The 16,413-nt window shown below is 58.7% G+C and carries 17 protein-coding genes and 2 tRNA genes; 7 read left to right on the forward strand and 12 right to left on the reverse strand.

Translation table 11 applies throughout. The annotated features are described in order from the left end of the window. Positions 1-5: 5 nt before the first annotated feature. The 5 genes from NXC24_RS08595 to NXC24_RS08615 all read right to left on the reverse strand — a co-directional run bounded on the left by NXC24_RS08595 (position 6) and on the right by NXC24_RS08615 (position 3,852). On the reverse strand, positions 6-515 hold the full coding sequence (locus NXC24_RS08595) for a DUF1203 domain-containing protein (RefSeq protein WP_104822902.1): 510 nt from the start codon (positions 513-515) through the stop codon (positions 6-8). Positions 516-586: 71 nt separating this feature from the next. Then, entirely contained in the window at positions 587-1,099 is a 513-nt protein-coding gene (locus NXC24_RS08600; protein ID WP_104825077.1) for a GNAT family N-acetyltransferase, read from the reverse strand. A 59-nt stretch (positions 1,100-1,158) separates the two neighbouring features. Further along, a complete protein-coding gene (gene sseA, locus NXC24_RS08605; RefSeq protein ID WP_104822903.1) occupies positions 1,159-2,016 on the reverse strand; it encodes a 3-mercaptopyruvate sulfurtransferase in 858 nt (285 codons plus the stop codon). Positions 2,017-2,069: 53 nt separating this feature from the next. Then, positions 2,070-2,807 carry an alanyl-tRNA editing protein gene (locus tag NXC24_RS08610; protein WP_104822904.1) on the reverse strand — a complete coding sequence of 246 codons (738 nt, stop codon included), beginning with the start codon at positions 2,805-2,807 and terminating at the stop codon, positions 2,070-2,072. 4 nt (positions 2,808-2,811) lie between these two features. Then, the gene (locus NXC24_RS08615) at positions 2,812-3,852 is read right to left on the reverse strand and encodes a cysteine synthase A (protein WP_104822905.1); all 1,041 of its coding nucleotides are present in this window, start codon (positions 3,850-3,852) and stop codon (positions 2,812-2,814) included. 295 nt (positions 3,853-4,147) lie between these two features. Between NXC24_RS08615 and NXC24_RS08620 the strand changes: the two genes are divergently transcribed. Beyond that, complete coding sequence (locus NXC24_RS08620) at positions 4,148-4,978, forward strand: SDR family NAD(P)-dependent oxidoreductase (RefSeq protein WP_104822906.1); 831 nt, start codon at positions 4,148-4,150, stop codon at positions 4,976-4,978. A 4-nt stretch (positions 4,979-4,982) separates the two neighbouring features. Here NXC24_RS08620 and NXC24_RS08625 read toward each other — a convergent pair whose 3' ends face one another. Then, the gene (locus NXC24_RS08625) at positions 4,983-6,440 is read right to left on the reverse strand and encodes a deoxyribodipyrimidine photo-lyase (protein ID WP_104825078.1); all 1,458 of its coding nucleotides are present in this window, start codon (positions 6,438-6,440) and stop codon (positions 4,983-4,985) included. 248 nt (positions 6,441-6,688) lie between these two features. On the opposite strand from NXC24_RS08625, the gene NXC24_RS08630 reads away from it, so the two are divergent. Next, complete coding sequence (locus tag NXC24_RS08630; RefSeq protein WP_104822907.1) at positions 6,689-7,801, forward strand: sn-glycerol-3-phosphate import ATP-binding protein UgpC; 1,113 nt, start codon at positions 6,689-6,691, stop codon at positions 7,799-7,801. Between the two features lie 244 nt (positions 7,802-8,045). Here NXC24_RS08630 and NXC24_RS08635 read toward each other — a convergent pair whose 3' ends face one another. From NXC24_RS08635 to NXC24_RS08645, 3 genes are all read right to left on the reverse strand, one after another. Further along, a complete protein-coding gene (locus NXC24_RS08635) occupies positions 8,046-8,960 on the reverse strand; it encodes an ABC transporter permease subunit (RefSeq protein ID WP_104822908.1) in 915 nt (304 codons plus the stop codon). A 7-nt stretch (positions 8,961-8,967) separates the two neighbouring features. Beyond that, positions 8,968-9,852 (reverse strand): sugar ABC transporter permease, encoded by an 885-nt coding sequence (locus NXC24_RS08640; protein WP_104822909.1) that lies wholly within the window; start codon positions 9,850-9,852, stop codon positions 8,968-8,970. Positions 9,853-10,049: 197 nt separating this feature from the next. Next, positions 10,050-11,402 carry an extracellular solute-binding protein gene (locus NXC24_RS08645; RefSeq protein ID WP_104822910.1) on the reverse strand — a complete coding sequence of 451 codons (1,353 nt, stop codon included), beginning with the start codon at positions 11,400-11,402 and terminating at the stop codon, positions 10,050-10,052. A 463-nt stretch (positions 11,403-11,865) separates the two neighbouring features. On the opposite strand from NXC24_RS08645, the gene NXC24_RS08650 reads away from it, so the two are divergent. Continuing rightward, a complete protein-coding gene (locus NXC24_RS08650; RefSeq protein ID WP_104822911.1) occupies positions 11,866-12,423 on the forward strand; it encodes a sugar O-acetyltransferase in 558 nt (185 codons plus the stop codon). 10 nt (positions 12,424-12,433) lie between these two features. On the opposite strand, the gene NXC24_RS08655 is transcribed toward NXC24_RS08650, so the two are convergent. After that, on the reverse strand, positions 12,434-12,748 hold the full coding sequence (locus NXC24_RS08655; RefSeq protein ID WP_104822912.1) for a hypothetical protein: 315 nt from the start codon (positions 12,746-12,748) through the stop codon (positions 12,434-12,436). A gap of 117 nt (positions 12,749-12,865) precedes the next feature. Here NXC24_RS08655 and NXC24_RS08660 point away from each other — a divergent pair. The 3 genes from NXC24_RS08660 (at position 12,866) to NXC24_RS08670 (ending at position 13,826) form a co-directional block, all read left to right on the forward strand. After that, positions 12,866-12,940, forward strand: a tRNA-Asn gene (locus NXC24_RS08660). A gap of 321 nt (positions 12,941-13,261) precedes the next feature. Continuing rightward, positions 13,262-13,465 carry a hypothetical protein gene (locus NXC24_RS08665; protein WP_158704447.1) on the forward strand — a complete coding sequence of 68 codons (204 nt, stop codon included), beginning with the start codon at positions 13,262-13,264 and terminating at the stop codon, positions 13,463-13,465. Positions 13,466-13,643: 178 nt separating this feature from the next. Beyond that, complete coding sequence (locus tag NXC24_RS08670) at positions 13,644-13,826, forward strand: hypothetical protein (RefSeq protein WP_104822914.1); 183 nt, start codon at positions 13,644-13,646, stop codon at positions 13,824-13,826. A gap of 171 nt (positions 13,827-13,997) precedes the next feature. Here the strand turns inward: NXC24_RS08670 and NXC24_RS35060 are convergent, their stop codons facing one another. Beyond that, a complete protein-coding gene (locus tag NXC24_RS35060; RefSeq protein WP_158704448.1) occupies positions 13,998-14,153 on the reverse strand; it encodes a hypothetical protein in 156 nt (51 codons plus the stop codon). 444 nt (positions 14,154-14,597) lie between these two features. Further along, positions 14,598-15,701: a porin gene (locus NXC24_RS08680; RefSeq protein WP_104822916.1), complete on the reverse strand. Its 1,104-nt coding sequence runs from the start codon at positions 15,699-15,701 to the stop codon at positions 14,598-14,600. Between the two features lie 394 nt (positions 15,702-16,095). Here NXC24_RS08680 and NXC24_RS08685 point away from each other — a divergent pair. Then, positions 16,096-16,169: transfer RNA gene (locus tag NXC24_RS08685), tRNA-Cys, on the forward strand. The last annotated feature ends 244 nt before the right edge of the window (positions 16,170-16,413 follow it).

A 16,413-nucleotide genomic window follows, 5' to 3' on the forward strand; every position in this document is an offset into this window, starting at 1 on the left:
TCACGTCAGACGGAAGCGCCGGCGTCACCGTATGCCGGCGCTTCTTTTTTATTGATCCGGCACTGATAGCAATTATTGCGCGCCGAGCGGACATGCACATAGGCGATGCCTTCGCGGCTCAGGAGTTCGCCAGCATAGGCCTCGATGTCGCCGATCGGTGTCACGGCACCGGTGCCGTAGACGATGCGGTTGTTTTCGCCATAGCCGCGCACGATGAAATCCGGACTGGTGGTCAGCACGGGCGGCAGGACTTCCTCGGCTTCGTAACGCCGGCAAGGCACCTTATGCAGGAAAACCGGCCCGGTCTCGGCGTAGGGCTGCAGATCCGGAAACGGCCGATAGGCGAAGACATAGAGCTCTTCGCCCGCATCGATATTTTGCAGGCAGTGGCGACAGGGATGGCCGGGACCATCCGAGATCATTGTCTCCGGCCGGTGACTATAGGCGTCCACGCCGCCGTTCCAGAGAGCTTCGGCATCGGACGTGGGCATGGCGGCAAAAGCAATCGCAGACATGGCAAATCTCCTTTTTAGGGTTTGTCATGTGATGCGCCCCGATAGAGGGAGAAGCCACCCGATTCCTGCGGCTAGCTTTTCTTTGCCAGCTCCAGCAGTTCCTTGTCGCTCAGCGGCCTGACGATGCCTTCGCCGGTTGAAACGGGGGAGAAGCCGAACATCTGGTAGAGCTGAAGCGCCCGCGGATGGTCGAGATTGTTGGTGGTCGTGGTGATGCGTTGCGGGCTCAGCGTCCACATGGCGTAGAGCGCCTGCAACAGGAACCATTTGCCGATGCCGAGCCCGAGAGCGTGCTCGATCAGGCCGAAATGGCTTAGCTCGATCGTCTCCTCATCCTCGCGGAAATATTCGAAGAAGCCGGCCGGCGCGCCGTTGACATAGAGCACGCTGATGTCGTTGCGCTGGTCGTGCAGGACGGCCGTCAGTTCCTCGTCACGCAAGCGAAGCCGGTCGACCCAATGCCAGCGGGCACCGACCTGGCGATAGAGATAGCGGTAAAACGGCAGGGGAATGCCGGGCGAGCGCATGATTGCCGTCTGGATATTGACAGGCACGGGCAGGCTCGCCTTGGGAGGCGCGGTCATTTCCAACCGGGTGATATGGACTTTGAGAGACGATGGCGTTTTCACGGGGTCTGCGCCGCTCAATCTTTACCGGTGACGATGCGCGTATCCGGCCGGCTGCCCCATTCCGACCAGGAGCCGTCATAGAGACGATTAGCGCCATGGCCGAGCGATTCCAGCGCCAGCGTGATAATGGCGGCAGTGATCCCGGAGCCGCAGGTGGTCACCACAGGCTTTTCAAGATCGATGCCGGCCTTCTCGATCGTTTCGCGCAGTTCCGGCAGGGACTTGAACTTGCCGTTCACCGCGAAGCTGCCGGACGGAAGGCTTTTTGCGCCCGGCATATGGCCGGAGCGCATGCCTTCGCGCGGCTCCGGTTCGGTGGCGGCGAAACGACCGGCACTGCGGGCATCGGCGATCTGCAGCGAGCCGCTGTCGACGATCTCGCGCATCTCTTCGAAGGGGACAACACGGGCTGCGTTGAAATTCGGCTTGAAGGTGGCCGGTGCAAATGCGGGCAGGGCGGTTTCCAGCGGCCGTCCTTCGGCCTTCCAGCCATCCAGGCCGCCGTCGAGCACGAAGACATTCGCGGCGCCCATGACGACATGAAACAGCCACCAGACCCGCGGCGATGCGAAGACGCCGGGACCATCATAGACCACGATGCGATCGGTCTCGCTGATCCCGAGCTTGCCGACCTCGGCCGCGAAGAATTCCGGCGAAGGCACCATATGCGGCAAGTCGGTGGAGTGATCGGCGATCTTGTCCTGATCGAAGCGGATGGCGCCGGGAATGTGGCCGCTGGCATATTCGGCATCAGCATCGCGCTTCTGCGCCGGCAGGTAGAAGGATGCGTCGAGGATACGCAGGTCCTTGGCGCCCAATTCGTTCTGCAGCCAGTCGGCGGATACGACGAAACGGCTCTTCTCCGCTGTCATGATGATCTCTCCCTGATTTATATCGGGCCTTGTTTAATCCAGGAACCGCCGGGTCAAACTTCGTCGGCGGGCGTGCCGAAACGGATGCGGAAGCGGCGGTTCTCCTTGCCCTTCTTCTCGATCTTGGCGATGTAGATTGCCCCGACTTCCTGCGTTTCCGACACATGTGTGCCGCCGCAGGGCTGGCTGTCAATGGCGGAGTTTTCGCCGATGCAGACAAGGCTGACGCGGCCGAGTCCGATCGGCGGACGCACGTTCTTCGATTTGACGATACCCGGATTGGCTGCAAGCTCCTCATCCGTAATCCACTGGACGAAAACGGGATGGTTCTCATTGACGAGCGCCATCATTTTCGCCGTCACCTCGTCCTTGTCGATCGTCTCGCCCATGTCGAAATCGACGCGGCTTTCATCCTCGCCGACCGCCGCACCCGTGATCGGATATTGGCAGACGACCGAGAGCAGATGACAGGCCGTGTGCATGCGCATCAGCCTATAGCGGCGCGGCCAGTCGACATGCAGCACCAGTTTTTCACCGACGGCAGGCTTTGCTTCTGCCTCAAGCGGCACATGGACGATGATGTCCTTCGTCGCTCCATGCTTCGTCTGGCCGAGCGTGATTTTCGAACCATCCGCGCGCTCGAAGAAACCGGTATCCCCCGGCTGCCCGCCGGAGGTCGCGTAGAAGCAGGTTTGATTGAGCTCGATGCCCCCATCCTCGTGAATTGCGGTTACGACAGCCTCGGCGGTCGAGAGATAGAAATCGTCACGATAAAGGGCATTCACCGACATAAGATCACGCGAGGTTTTCGTAAGGAATAGGAATATCGGAATTCGTCGTCAGATATGCCGGCAGCGGCAGACCCTTCGAATTCAGGAAATCCGGATTGAAAAGCTTGGATTGATAGCGGTTGCCATAGTCGGCGAGGATGGTCACGATCGTATGGCCGGGGCCGAGATCCCTAGCAAGGCGTACGGCGCCGGCAATGTTGATGGCCGTCGAGCCGCCGAGGCAGAGACCTTCGTGTTCGACCAGATCGAAGACATAGGGCAGGGCTTCGGCATCACTGATCTGATAGGCGAAATCGGGCGTAAAACCTTCCAGATTTGCCGTCACGCGGCCCTGGCCGATACCTTCGGTGATCGAAGAGCCAGAGGATTTCAGTTCGCCGTTCTTGTAGAATTCGTAAAGTGCCGCCCCTTCCGGATCAGCGATGCCGATCTTGATGTCCTTGTTGAAGGCATGCAGGCCCATGGCGACACCCGCCAGCGTGCCTCCGGAACCAACGGAGCAGATAAAACCGTCGATCTTGCCGTTGGTATCGGCCCAGATTTCCTTGGCGGTGGTTTCAATATGCGCCTGACGGTTGGCGACGTTGTCGAACTGGTTGGCCCAGATCGCTCCGTTCGGATCGGTCTTTGCCAACTCCGCAGCAAGCCGGCCGGAAACCTTCACGTAGTTGTTGGGATTTTTGTAGGGGACGGCCGGCACTTCCACGAGCTCGGCGCCGAGCAGCCTCAGGGCATCCTTCTTTTCCTGGCTCTGCGTTTCGGGAATGACGATGACGGTGCGGTAGCCGAGCGCTTTGGCGACCACCGTCAGGCCGATGCCGGTATTGCCCGCAGTCCCCTCGACGATGACGCCGCCGGGCTTCAGCAGGCCTTTCTTTTCGGCATCGCGGATGATGTAGAGCGCGGCGCGATCCTTGACCGACTGGCCGGGGTTCAGGAACTCCGCCTTGCCGAGGATGGTCGAGCCCGTCGCCTCGGAGGCACCCTTGAGTTTGATCAGTGGCGTGTTGCCGATCGCTTCTAGGACGGAGGGATGGACGGTCATGGAATCTCTGCCTTCTGTTCAGGACTACTGTAAGAACGGTCTTTTCCCTTCACAAGGCGGCATAGGCAAGAAATTCTGTTCCTTGCTGCTTGTTCAAGCCGCAAAATTCGACTTGGCAGCATTCGTTTGCCTAAGTCTTTCATGGGGTGCCTAGTCTCCAATTGGTGACATTGTTTTCCGCGCGGAGCCGCTAAACCGGCCGAAAGCGGCCACAATGATACGCTATTGCTAAAATGCCACGGTCGGTCGCGGCTAAGCGTTTGATGTAGACGACCGCCAGCCAAGGAGAAGAACCATGAGCCCGTTCATCGCACGTCCTGAACATGGAGTCGTCTGGATCACCGGCGCCAGTTCCGGCGTCGGCCGCGCTCTCGCGCTGAAACTGGCGGAAGAAGGATACAAGGTGGCCGTTACGGCGCGCAGCCACGAAAAACTCTTGGCTCTACAGGCCGAGGCAGGCGCTCTTGCCGGCAGCATCGTGGTGCTGGACGGCGACGTGACCGATGCCGAGGATATGGAGCACACGGTTGCTGCAATCGAATATCAACACGGCCCCGTCGCCTTGGCGGTTCTGAACGCCGGCATCTATTTGCCGGCGCGAGGCGAAGATCTCAATCATGAGGTGTTCGAGCGCAGTTTTGCCGTCAATCTCCATGGCGTCGTCAACTGCCTCGTGCCGGCGGTCCGGCATATGCGCGCCCGGGGATATGGCCAGGTTGCCTTCGTGTCGTCCGTTGCTGGCTATGGCGGCCTGCCTGGTGGCGCCGCATATGGCGCGAGCAAGGCTGCCCTTATCAACATGGCCGAAAGCCTGAACTTCGAGCTCGAGCGCATGGGAATTCACATCCAGCTCGTCACCCCCGGTTATGTCGATACGCCAATGACTGCGCAAAACAAATTCGAGATGCCGGATATGGTGTCGGCACAGCAGGCGGCTGACGCGATATCAGCCGGATTGAAATCATCGGCTTTCGAGATCAGCTTCCCGAAGCGCCTGGTCTTCCGGGCAAAGCTTTTGAAGTTTTTGCCCTACAGCCTCTATTTCCGCGTTCTCAGATATTTTCTCGGAAGCGGCCGCAACGGCCGGTCGATGGGGACGCGTGCGACTCCGTACCCTGCCGAATAAGGTCTTATCCATCATTTTTCAGCGATGCGTGCGCGTCGAGCGCGCGTTGCCGCGCGGCGGCATGATCGACGATCGGGAGAGGATAGTCCTTGCCGAGTTGTATGCCTGCACGTTTTAGCACGTCGGCCGGCGCTTCGAATGGGCGATGGGTATATTGGCTGTCGAGATCGGCCAGCTCGGGTACGAACGCCCTGATATAGCCGCCATCCGGATCGAATTTCTCGCCCTGTAACACCGGGTTGAAGATGCGGAAGAAAGGTGAGGCATCGGCGCCGGAGCCCGCGACCCATTGCCAGTTCGCAGCATTGGCCGCTGGATCGGCGTCGACGAGCGTATCGCGAAACCAGGCTTCGCCCTCCCGCCAGTCGATCAACAGATCCTTGATCAGGAACGAGGCCGTGATCATGCGGACGCGATTGTGCATCCAGCCGTGACGCCAAAGCTGCCGCATACCGGCATCGACGATCGGATATCCTGTTTGGCCGCGACGCCAGCTATCGAAAAGCTTGACATCCGCATGCCAGGGAAAATCGTCGTAACGCTCGTTCCAGTTGACTGAGTTCAGCTTCGGAAAGTGGAAGAGCTGGTGATAGCAGAATTCTCGCCAGACAAGCTCCTTTCGAAAGCGAACGATGTCGTCCGTGCGCACCTTACCGGCCAGCGCTCGCGTCGCATGCCAAATGCGGGCAGGCGAGATTTCTCCGAGTGCCAGATGTGGCGAAAGCAGGGAAGTTGCCGGCTTGTCCGGGAAATCGCGATCGACCGCGTAGCCGTCGAGCGCGGTCTCCACGAAATTCTCCAGCTTCTCATGCGCGGCAGCTTCGCCCGGTGTCCATATGTCGGGAAAATCCGACGCCCAGTTCGGCTTGCTGGGAAGTAGCGACCAGGAGTCGAGCGAATTCGAATGAGGCCAATGGCCGGGAGCCGGGAGCTGTTCGGGAGCCACGATAGGAAACGGCTGCTCGCCGGACTGCTCCAGTGCGCGCCAGAACGGCGTATAGCTCTTGTAGTGATTGCCGGTGCCCGAGCGCAGGCGCGTTGGCTCATGGAGCAACTGGCCCGCAAAACTATTGGCCTCGATGCCGTTGTCTCGCAGCGCCCGTTTAACTTGCGTGTCGACCGCTATGCCGGCGGGATCATACCGCCGGTTCCAGACGACGGCTTCAGCCCCGGTCTCCGCAAGAAGTTTTTCAAGTACTGTCTGCGCATCGCCTTGTCGGAGGATGAGCTTGCTGCCAAGGGCATGCAGAGCTTTCTGTAGTGCGACCAGCGAATGATGCAGCCACCACTCCTGCGCTGCGCCCAGCGGCCCGCTAGCCTTTTCTCCGCGCTCACGAATGTAGACCGGAATGACCGGACGGTCGGATGTTGCGGCGGCTTGCAGGGCGTGATTGTCGTCGAGGCGGAGATCCTTGCGAAACCACAGCAGCACGGGATTGGGCTCATTTTTCGTGGTCGTCATCGTCCTTGCCTTTGACCAGGCTTCCTCTTCCTTACATGCTTCTTCGCTGCCGGAACCAATATACGAAGCCGTCAGCACAATAGTTCCGCCACCCGCACATTTCATGGTGAATAGCGCACATAACTCTTGTGAGGGAATCTCGATGCCGCCTGTGATATAACGGGGCCCTTGTCACCTTTTTGTAATGCAAGTTCGCTAGCAGTCCAGCGAACTTAAGGCCCCAGAATTGACAGGCAGGAAAGCGCAAGATGGCAGAGATCCGGATCGAGCAAGTTCGCAAGGCCTATGGACGCAATCAGGTCGTGCATGGCGTCGATCTGAACTTCCGCTCCGGCGAATTCGTCGTCATTCTCGGCCCTTCCGGCTGCGGCAAATCCACCCTGCTGCGCATGATCGCCGGCCTTGAGGATATCACCTCGGGCGAAATCATCATCGACGGCAAGGTCGTCAATCAGCTCGAGCCCCGCGAGCGCGGCTGCGCCATGGTCTTCCAGAACTACGCGCTTTATCCGCACATGGATGTCGCCGCCAACATGGGCTACGCGCTCAAGGTGGCCGGTGTACCGCGCGAGGAACGTGACCGTCGCATCAAGGAAACGGCCCGCATCGTCGGTCTCGAAGATTTCCTCGCCCGCAAACCATCAGAGCTTTCAGGCGGCCAGCGCCAGCGCGTCGCCATGGGCCGCGCCATCATCCGCGAACCGAAAGTCTTCCTCTTCGACGAACCGCTCTCCAATCTCGATGCCAAGCTGCGCGTGCAGATGCGTGTCGAAATTCGCCGCCTGCACAAGCGCCTGGCGGCCACCTCGGTTTTCGTCACCCACGATCAGGTTGAGGCCATGACGCTCGCTGACAAGCTGGTGGTCATGTACAAGGGCAATGTCGAGCAGGTCGGCACGCCGCTCGAGGTCTACAATACGCCGCGCACCCGTTTCGTCGGTTCCTTCATCGGTTCGCCGGCAATGAATTTCCTTGAGGGCTCCTTCGCGGCAAATGGCGAGCAATTTATCTTTGATGGCCTGCCGATCGCTGTCGACGCCAATATAGGCAAGCGTCATGCCGGCCAGCCGGTCACGCTCGGCATCCGCCCGGAACATGCGCGTCTCGTGCCGGCCGGCACGCCGGGTGCCGTTCCCGCCACGGTGGATTTCGTCGAAGAACTCGGCGCCGGCCGCGTCATCCATTGCGACATCAACGGCTCCAACTTCGCCGTTGCCGTTGCGGACCATACCACGGGACAGACGGGCGACAGCGTCGGCCTGGAGCTTCCTCAGCAGCATACGCATCTCTTCGCCCAGGACACCGGCCTGCGGCTCGATACCATTGCCTCCGTCACACCCCTCAAGGTTGCCGCAAACTAATTTTCAGACATCAATTTTCAGCAAGAGTGCCCGGAAATCCCTACCGATTTCCGGGCTTTTTATTGCCTGGGCCAAAGGCAGTTGCTGTGGCCCGAAGCTGGCTCTGTCCTGATCGGCGGGAGCACATTCCATCGACGTCGCAATATCGCGACGACGTCCGGTTCTGTCACGCGCCACTATCGCCGCAATGATCCGGCCTCGAAAGTCTGCCGCATTCCCCGGGGAAGCGCGGCAGGCAATCCAATCACTTCTCGGTGGCGATCACTCCGCGAACGACCCAGCGCTGCATCAGCACGACGACGGCGAGAGGCGGCACCATGACGATCAGCGTGCCGGCCATGGCGATGTGCCACTCGGGAAGACCGCCTACGTTCGGGATGAGCTGCTTGAGCTCGGTCACGGCGGTTGCATGCGACGGATCCGTGGTGACGAGCAGCGGCCACAGGTATTGGTTCCAGGCCCAGAGGAACATGATGGTGCCGAGCGCGGCCATGTTGGTGCGCGACAGCGGCAGCAGGATGTCGATGAAGAAGCGCAGCGATCCGGCGCCGTCCATGCGCGCGGCCTCGGTCAGCTCATCGGGTATCGTCAGGAAGAACTGACGGTAGAGGAAAGTACCGGTCGCCGTCGCGACCAGCGGCAGGATCAAGCCGGGGTAGGAATTGAGCAGCCCCAGATCCAGCGAGACCTGAATGCCAGAAATCCTTTCGATGAGCCAGGTGATGCCGGTAACGTCGAGGATCGCCTGGTAGGGCGACAATACGTTGGCGGCGACCGCATAGGTCGGTACGATACGCACTTCGAGCGGCAGCATCAGCGTGACGAAAATCAGCCAGAAGATGAAGCCGCGGCCAGGATACCGGAAATAGACAAGCGAAAAAGCTGTCAGCGCCGAAACGATCACCTTGCCCGCCGCGACGCCGCCCGCGAAGATCAGGCTGTTCAGCAGCTTGGGGCCGAGATTGGCCGTGGTCCACGCCGTCTTGATATTGATCCAGAAATCGGTGCCGGGGACCAACGACATCGGCACCTGGTTAACCTCGGAAAGGTTGTGAGATGCGGCAATCGCGACGATGGCCAGCGGTCCTACCGCCACTATGAAGCCGAGGAACAGGATCACATGGGTGAAGAAATTGAGAATTGGGGTGCGCTCGACCATGTCAGCCTCAACGGTAATGCACGCGCCGCTCGATGAAGCGGAATTGGAAGATGGTGAGCACGATGATCAGCAGCATCAGGATGATGCTCTGCGCCGCCGCGCCGGAATAGTCGAGACCTCTGAAGCCGTCGAAGACGATTTTGTAGACCATGAGGTTCGTGGAATTGTGCGGGCCGCCGGATGTCATGATGTCGACGATGCCGTAGGAGTCCTGGAAACTTTCGGTGATGTTGATCACCAGCAGGAAGAAGATCGTCGGCGTGATCATGGGGAACTGAATGTCCCAGAAGCGCCGGATCACGCCCGAGCCGTCCATTGCCGCTGCTTCGATCAATGAGCGCGGAATGGCCTGGAAGGCGGCAAGGAAGAAGATGAAGCTGTAGCCGGTATATTTCCACGAGAAGGCGGCAATGATGGAGGCCATGGCGGCAGTGCCGTCGAGGCCCGGGTCCCAAAAGCCCGGCCAATAATGGTTGACAACGGACATGAAGCCGGCTTCGGGCGCCAAGATGAAGCGAAAGGCCATCGCCGAAGCGGGAGCCGCGATGCCATAGGGCCAGATAAGTACGACGCGGTAGAATTTCGAACCTTTGAGCTGCCGGTCCGTGAGAGCGGCCAGTATCAGCGCGACCCCCATGGAAATGCTGGTGCTGATCGCCGCGAAGATGATGCTGATCGTCACCGAATTCCAGTAATCGGCATTGGCGAGAATGGATTTGAAGTTGTCGAGTCCGACCCAGATATTGCCGCCGCCCCAGGGTTGCTGCAGCGTCAGCGACCAGAAGATCGCCTGGCCGGCGGGCCAATAGAAGAAGGTGAAGATGAGGAGGAGTTGCGGCACTGCGAACAGGATGCCGACGCTCCACTTGCTGAAAGTCGTACGCTTTTCCATTGCTTCTTCCGGCTTGGACCCCCGAGCGCCGTGCGGTCGTCTGAACGCACACAGGACGCTCTACCGTTTGAATCGAGAATACCTCGTCCGTTTCAGATGATTCCAACTGAAAGCGGGATATTCTAATGCCATTCGCGGTCATAACGAACGTCCGCCGGGAAAGCCCGGCGGACGTCGTCTATTCACGGGCGAACTGCTTACGGCAGTTGCTTGCCCTTGTAGGTGGCTTCGAAGCGATCGAGAACAGCATTGCCGTTCTTGACGAGGTTGTCGATGCCTTCCTGGACGCTGACCTTGTTGGCGAAGATGGCCTGCATCTGGTTGCCGAATTCAGCACGGATCTGCGTGAAGTTGCCGAGGCGGACGCCGCGGGTGATCGGGGTTGGCTCGGAAGCGGTCAAGCTGGCGATGGCGACTTCGCGGCCCTTATAGGGAGCCTTGTCGTAGAAGCCGGAGGACTTCATGAAGTCGAAGCCAGACTTCTTGACCGGGATGTAGCCGGTGTTGGTGGACCAGAACAGAGCGGTTTCGGGCTTGCCGATGAAGTCGAGGAACGCTGCAGCGCCCTTGTATTCGTCAGACGACTTGCCGGAGAGAACCCAGAGCGAAGCGCCGCCGACGAGCGAATTCTTGCGCTCAGTACCGGCGTAAACCGGAAGCTCGGCAACATCCCAGTTCATGCCGGCCTTCTGCGTCTTGCCGACCGTGCCATGGTCGCCGACCGAGGTCATGATCATCTGGCAATCGCCCGCTGCAAAGGCCTGGACCATATCCTGGCCGAGATCCTTCGACTTGATCTTGATGAGGCCGGCGTCGTACCAGCTCTTGAGGTCGGTGACGTACTTGACGAACTTTGTCTTGTTGACGGTCAGGCGGGCGTCGAGGCCGTCATAGCCGTTGTTCTGGGTAGCGACCGGCTCGTTGTGGATGGCCGAGAACTGTTCCATCAACTGCCAGCTCTCGTTGCCGGAGATGTTGATGGCCATCGGGCAATCATAGCCAGCGCCCTTCAGCGCCTTCATGTCGTCGGCGGCTTCTTCCCAGGTCTTCGGAGCGGCGGTCTTGCCGATCTTTGCGAAGGCGTCCTTGTTCCAGTAGAGCAGGGCGGTCGAAGAGTTGAACGGGAAGGAAAGCAGCTCGCCCTTCGAGGTGGCGTAGTAGCGAGCGATGCCGGGGAAATAGTCGTCCCACTTAACCTTGTAGCCGTTTTCCGACATCAGCTTGCCGACCGGATAATAGGCGCCGGAAAGCATCATGGTTGCGGTGCCGACGTCATAAACCTGCACGATGGCCGGCTGCTTGCCAGCACGGAAGGCGGCAATGGTGTTTTGCAGAGCGGCGTCGTAGTTGCCCTGGCCGGTGCAGACGACCTGATAATCGGTCTGCGAATTGTTGAAGTTCGTGCACAGGGTCTGAACAACACGCTCCAGGTCGCCGGACAGGCCGAACCAGAAATCGAACTTGATCGGAGCAGCAGCAGCCGGCAGGGCCAGCGCTAAGCTCATGACGCCGGCGGCAGCCGCCGAAATGCAGTTATAAAATTTGGACATATCCCTATTTCCTTTTGAAAGCGCGGAACCGGTGGGCCTTGCGCAAGTTCGCGGCAGCGGCGTTATAGACAAGCTGTGTGACAGTTTGTTGTGGGCGGAAACCTCTCGTCCGCCGGCAGTTTTGCGCCTTTGCGAACGCTTTTAAAGGGCTATCGCGGATTAATCCTTTAGGAGGGGAAGACGGCGTCTTATGTATCGCATAAGGTGCATCTAATATTTTGATATGGAGAGGAGTCGCGCATGGGTCGCAGATCCCCGCGCCTCATCAGAATGGAACGATATATAATGAGGGAGCTGCTTCTGATCATGGCGGCGCTCACCTTAATGGCGCTCGGCCCTTTGACGCTGCTGATTGCAGGATATTGAGGGGCGCAGACTGAGCCGTGAGCTCCCCTTGCCGCCCGCCTGGATCGTGTGCATGATCACCCCGATATGGTGACGGAGGCGTCGGGGGAGCGGATCAATGGGCAGAAGCGAGCGACAGAAGATGGCGGCGGGAGAATGGTATCGCTGCCTCGATCCGGAACTTGATGCCCTGCGCGCACTTGCCCGGGAGGCTGTGCATCAGCATAACACCATGCCGCCGGGTGAGCGCGGCGGTATTGGTCCCGCGCTGTCCATGCTGTTTGCCGATGTGGGCGAGGGCGTGTTCATCGAAGCGCCGTTTCATTGCTCCTATGGCATGAACATCTCGCTCGGCCCGCGCGTCTATTTCAATGCCGGATGCACTATTCTCGATAACGCCCCGGTGCGCATCGGCGGCGGCAGTATGCTGGGGCCGGGTGTTCACATATATTGTGCCGAGCACCACAAGGATCCGGTGCAGCGGCGCGCAGGGTTGGAAATCACGCGGCCGGTTGAGATCGGCCGGGATGTCTGGATCGGCGGCGGCGCCATCATCCTCGGCGGGGTAACCATCGGCGATGGAGCGATCGTCGGAGCAGGCGCCGTCGTTACCAAGGATGTCGCGGCAGGTACGACCGTGATAGGCAATCCTGCGAGGGCTTTGCACGCCAAATAGGCGACGGACATCAATCCGTCGGGCGCCGCCGTTTTGTCCACCACACGGCAAGGCGTCGTCGCCACCGCCTTACGAGCGGCAGATCATGTGACAACAGGATGAAGCCAAGCGGCAGCATCCAAAAGCCGAGGATGGGTAGGAAGCCGAGAAGGCCGCCGAGGATCAACGCAAGGCCGATGCCAAGCCGGGCAAGCCTCGATTGCGGAAGCGGAATACGAATTGAGCCAAGGACGAGCTCATGTGTGGTATGATCTATTCCGAAACGCCGCGCCTTTCCGTTGCCGTTGCGATCGGTCTTTTCTTTGGTTCTGGCTTGATCGGTCATCCACAGGAAATGGTAAGGCGACGAAATAATACAAGGGAAATGGATTTTTTTGAAAAAACCGCTTGGCAAATCGGGAAAGCATTTGTATTACCCCGCTCACACCGCGCCAAGCGGTATTCCCTGGTAGCTCAGCGGTAGAGCATTCGACTGTTAATCGACAGGTCGCCGGTTCGAATCCGGCCCGGGGAGCCAGTTTATTCAGCTTAGTAGCTGACTTTATTGTAGGAGCCGGTTCTTGATTGAACCGGCTCCTAATTTTATTCTAATGGTTCTTTCGCTAAGCGATTGTTTTTCCTCGAAAGATTAAGTGCTTCCTCGTCATCAGCTTCCGCGCTGCCCCGAGACGGGCGGAGCGAGGTCCGGCCTGGTTTAGCTGAATCGCTATCGAGCTAGGCGTATTAGCCGAGCGCTCGGACGGTTGTCCTACTCCGATTTACCTATTGCAGAATTTTGCAGCCGCGCCATATTCTAGTTCATGGACCATTTCGATCGCTGACCGCGGAGGTACCGGCAGTGTCGAACTGGAGCATGAAAGGCCGGCGCGAGGCATCGCTCGGCCTTTCTGTTTTAATGGAGCGCGGCCTTTCCGCTCGGGTCGCCCAATCTGTCGCCAAACCGCTCGATCACGAGCGTAGCGAAGCCATGAAGCAGGCGACGGAACAGGATCATCGATCAGAAGAAATCATGCGGCGCGTGGCCGGTGATAGCCTGGGCTGAAACGGGCTGTCGCGGCTTTCTCTTCGCGCCCAGCGTGGCGTTCTCACGCACTCTTCCCGCAGGTTCGGCTGCTCTCGAAAATGTGAGGATACATTCATGTAGCGTTAATCTGAACGGGCGCAAAAACGTCGTGCGCCTATCGCGCAGCATATTCCCCCAAATGCTTTAGAGGTTCGAAATGAAAAACCTGATTCTTGCTTCCGCCGTTGCCCTAGCTTCCTTCGTCGGCATCAGCACGCAGTCTGAGGCGGCCACGATCGTGCATGTCGACGATCATCATCACCATCATTGCGTTGTGAAGACCGTACGGCACCATGTTCATGGCCATTGGGTTGTCCGCAAGGAACGCGTCTGCCGTTGATCCTGTCGCTGCTTCGAACTGCCGGCCGTTAGCGCCAGAAAAATAGGCCCGGCCGTTGCCGCATATATCGTCGGCAACGGCCGGAATGTTTTTGGGATATGGGCACAAGCATCCGCTCTTTGCGGCAATCGCATCCGCCGCTTTGACGCGTAACGAATTCGGCACTTGTCGCTATGGATTACCGGAATTCGAAGTAGATGCCTCCGTGGTGCCGGTGATGGTAGCGGCGATATCGCCAGTCATCATCATCATAGTAACGGCGGCGATCCCAGCGGCTATCGCGCCAGTAGCGGTGGTGGTAGTGGCGATCACGCCAATATCGCCCATCGTACCAATCCTGGTTTCGTCGGGATCCGCGCTCCTGAACCAGAATGACGCTGGAAAGGCTAGGCGAGGGCGAGCTTGTCAACGGCATTGCCGTTGCCGGAACCGCGGCGGCCAGCACTGTTCCCATAGCAAGTGAGGCTGCCAGGGCTATCGAAGCGAAGTGTCTCAAAGCATCGACTCCTTGTTTGGACCAACGTCCCTTCAGGACTTAACGCTGCGATGGCCGCAAAGTTCCCCTTTAAGTTACCTGAGTGTCAATTGCAACGTATGGTATAGTGGTGGCAATAAGAATGCCGCCTGCCGAAAGTAGTGTCTTCCGCTGTCCCGGTGGGGGATCAGGTGGGGCCGAGGTTATATATTCGGGAGGCGATCGGCATAGAAAAGGGGCCTAGCAGGGAAAGCTAGGCCCCTCTCTTCTCTGATCGGAGGTCAATTCAGATCAGGTCAGAAGTTGCGCTCGAAGCGGAGGATGCCGGAGACGGTATCGTCCTTGGCATAATCATAGTGAACGTAAGTCACTTCCGGCTCGATCAGCAGATCCTTGACCGGATTGAACTTGAGGTTCGAGGTCGCTTCGAAGATCTTCGAGTCAGTGTAGGCAAGCTGCACGTTCCACTTCAGCTTGTCGTTGATCGGAACGCCAACGCCACCCCAAACAGCCCAATCACCCCAACCGCATTTGGATTCGTTCACAGTGCCGTTCGGCGCCGTGCAAGCGGAGATATCCTGGTTGGTACCGGCATACTTGTTGAGCTTGTCGCCGTCGGTGTTCCAGCCGCCCATCAAGAAAGCCGAAAATGCACCGAAGTCCGCATCGACGCGGGCCTTGACAGCACCTTCTTCGACGATCGAGTCATAACCGCCGACAACCTTGAAGGACCATGCACCGGCTTTGTAACCAGCACCGGCCACGACGTCCGGCGCGTAGTGATCGGCCTTGTCATCCGTCCACCAGCTTGCGCCGTAAGAAGCGCCCGAGCCGCTGGAATTGGAATCTTCGAGCGAGATGACCGCCGTGAAGCCGTTGCCGGCGTCATAGTTGTAGGTCAACTGGTTCAGTTCGTACGGACCGTCATAGATCACATCGTCGTTGATGACGTCGCCGGCGTAACCGATGTAGAGGTTGTAGGCCGAGTCCTTCTTACCGACGGTGAAGCCACCGAGGCTGATGTAGGACCACAGCAGGTTGGTGCTGGTGGAGTTGCCGTCGTTCCAGTCCCAGCGAACGATGGTTTCTGTCTTCAATGGACCGTATTCGGTGTCGGTCGCGGTATCGACGTTCAGCTCGGCGCGGGTGTGCCAGAGCGTGCCCTGGTGGCTGTCACGGTTGTAAGCGTTGTACCACTCACCTTCCGTACGAACCTTGCCGCCAACCTTGAGGCAGGTTTCGGTGCCCGGAATGAAGAAGTAGCCTGCACCGTATGCGTCGCAGATGCGAACGTATTCGAGGGGCTCCGGCTCGGCGGCGACAATGGCGTCGGCCGCGTGAGCGCCGGATGCTGCTGCAAGCGCGGCAGCGGAGCCGAGAAGAAGGCTCTTGATGTTCATAATAACTCCAATCTTTTCCTGATTGGGCATGAGATATCGCGCCGAAAAGACGACGTGCCCAACCCCATCCCGTTCATGTTCCCTATCAGTAGGTGCGAAGTAATAAGCCTCGCGAACTATTTCCTGAACCCGTCTCAATGATTTGACAAGATACTAAGACTGACGAACTATTCGCACGCTACTCGAAAAAGAATCTTGTCGCAAAAATGACGCAATCCGCCAATTGGCGGCCTTCGGAGGTTTAGTTGGTGCTTAATAAATCGTTAAGCTTTGCCGCGCCTTGCCGAGTTCATAGGCTGGAAATCAAGTTATTTGATCATCAGCCGCGATAGGTCTTGCGCTCCAATAAGATTCGTTCTAAACGCCCGCCATCACTCGCCTTTACAAATCGGATGGCCTCGTGGCGGAGTGGTTACGCAGAGGACTGCAAATCCTTGAATCCCGGTTCGATTCCGGGCGAGGCCTCCATCCTTCTCCTATCTCATCTCTAATTGGTTGATTTCGGCCCGCCTTTTGGAAGATGTGGCAGTTTGTTCCTGCTTTAGCGTCCATTGGCTTCGGGTTGAGGCATCGATTTGACTGGCACAATAGGGAACGCCTGTTGTTGCGCCGCGACGCCATGCCATGAATCTCTGCGCCCGACGCTGCGATGCCTTGAAAGCGTAGCCGCACGCGATTAAGACACGCTGAGCATACAGCAACCCCGGCTTTG

Origin of the sequence: Rhizobium sp. NXC24 (genome assembly GCF_002944315.1) — a bacterium.
Lineage (GTDB): Bacteria > Pseudomonadota > Alphaproteobacteria > Rhizobiales > Rhizobiaceae > Rhizobium.

Excerpts from the sequence above, each read along its gene's own strand:
- NXC24_RS08615 (WP_104822905.1), bottom strand. The coding sequence starts at position 3,852 with ATGACCGTCCATCCCTCCGTCCTAGAAGCGATCGGCAACACGCCACTG.
- NXC24_RS08640 (WP_104822909.1), bottom strand. The coding sequence starts at position 9,852 with ATGGAAAAGCGTACGACTTTCAGCAAGTGGAGCGTCGGCATCCTGTTC.
- NXC24_RS08670 (WP_104822914.1), top strand. The coding sequence starts at position 13,644 with ATGAAAAACCTGATTCTTGCTTCCGCCGTTGCCCTAGCTTCCTTCGTC.
- NXC24_RS35060 (WP_158704448.1), bottom strand. The coding sequence starts at position 14,153 with ATGGGCGATATTGGCGTGATCGCCACTACCACCACCGCTACTGGCGCG.
- NXC24_RS08625 (WP_104825078.1), bottom strand. The coding sequence starts at position 6,440 with ATGACGACCACGAAAAATGAGCCCAATCCCGTGCTGCTGTGGTTTCGC.
- NXC24_RS08645 (WP_104822910.1), bottom strand. The coding sequence starts at position 11,402 with ATGTCCAAATTTTATAACTGCATTTCGGCGGCTGCCGCCGGCGTCATG.
- NXC24_RS08595 (WP_104822902.1), bottom strand. The coding sequence starts at position 515 with ATGTCTGCGATTGCTTTTGCCGCCATGCCCACGTCCGATGCCGAAGCT.
- NXC24_RS08630 (WP_104822907.1), top strand. The coding sequence starts at position 6,689 with ATGGCAGAGATCCGGATCGAGCAAGTTCGCAAGGCCTATGGACGCAAT.
- NXC24_RS08655 (WP_104822912.1), bottom strand. The coding sequence starts at position 12,748 with ATGACCGATCAAGCCAGAACCAAAGAAAAGACCGATCGCAACGGCAAC.
- NXC24_RS08650 (WP_104822911.1), top strand. The coding sequence starts at position 11,866 with ATGGGCAGAAGCGAGCGACAGAAGATGGCGGCGGGAGAATGGTATCGC.
- NXC24_RS08635 (WP_104822908.1), bottom strand. The coding sequence starts at position 8,960 with ATGGTCGAGCGCACCCCAATTCTCAATTTCTTCACCCATGTGATCCTG.
- NXC24_RS08610 (WP_104822904.1), bottom strand. The coding sequence starts at position 2,807 with ATGTCGGTGAATGCCCTTTATCGTGACGATTTCTATCTCTCGACCGCC.
- NXC24_RS08600 (WP_104825077.1), bottom strand. The coding sequence starts at position 1,099 with ATGACCGCGCCTCCCAAGGCGAGCCTGCCCGTGCCTGTCAATATCCAG.
- sseA (WP_104822903.1), bottom strand. The coding sequence starts at position 2,016 with ATGACAGCGGAGAAGAGCCGTTTCGTCGTATCCGCCGACTGGCTGCAG.
- NXC24_RS08680 (WP_104822916.1), bottom strand. The coding sequence starts at position 15,701 with ATGAACATCAAGAGCCTTCTTCTCGGCTCCGCTGCCGCGCTTGCAGCA.
- NXC24_RS08620 (WP_104822906.1), top strand. The coding sequence starts at position 4,148 with ATGAGCCCGTTCATCGCACGTCCTGAACATGGAGTCGTCTGGATCACC.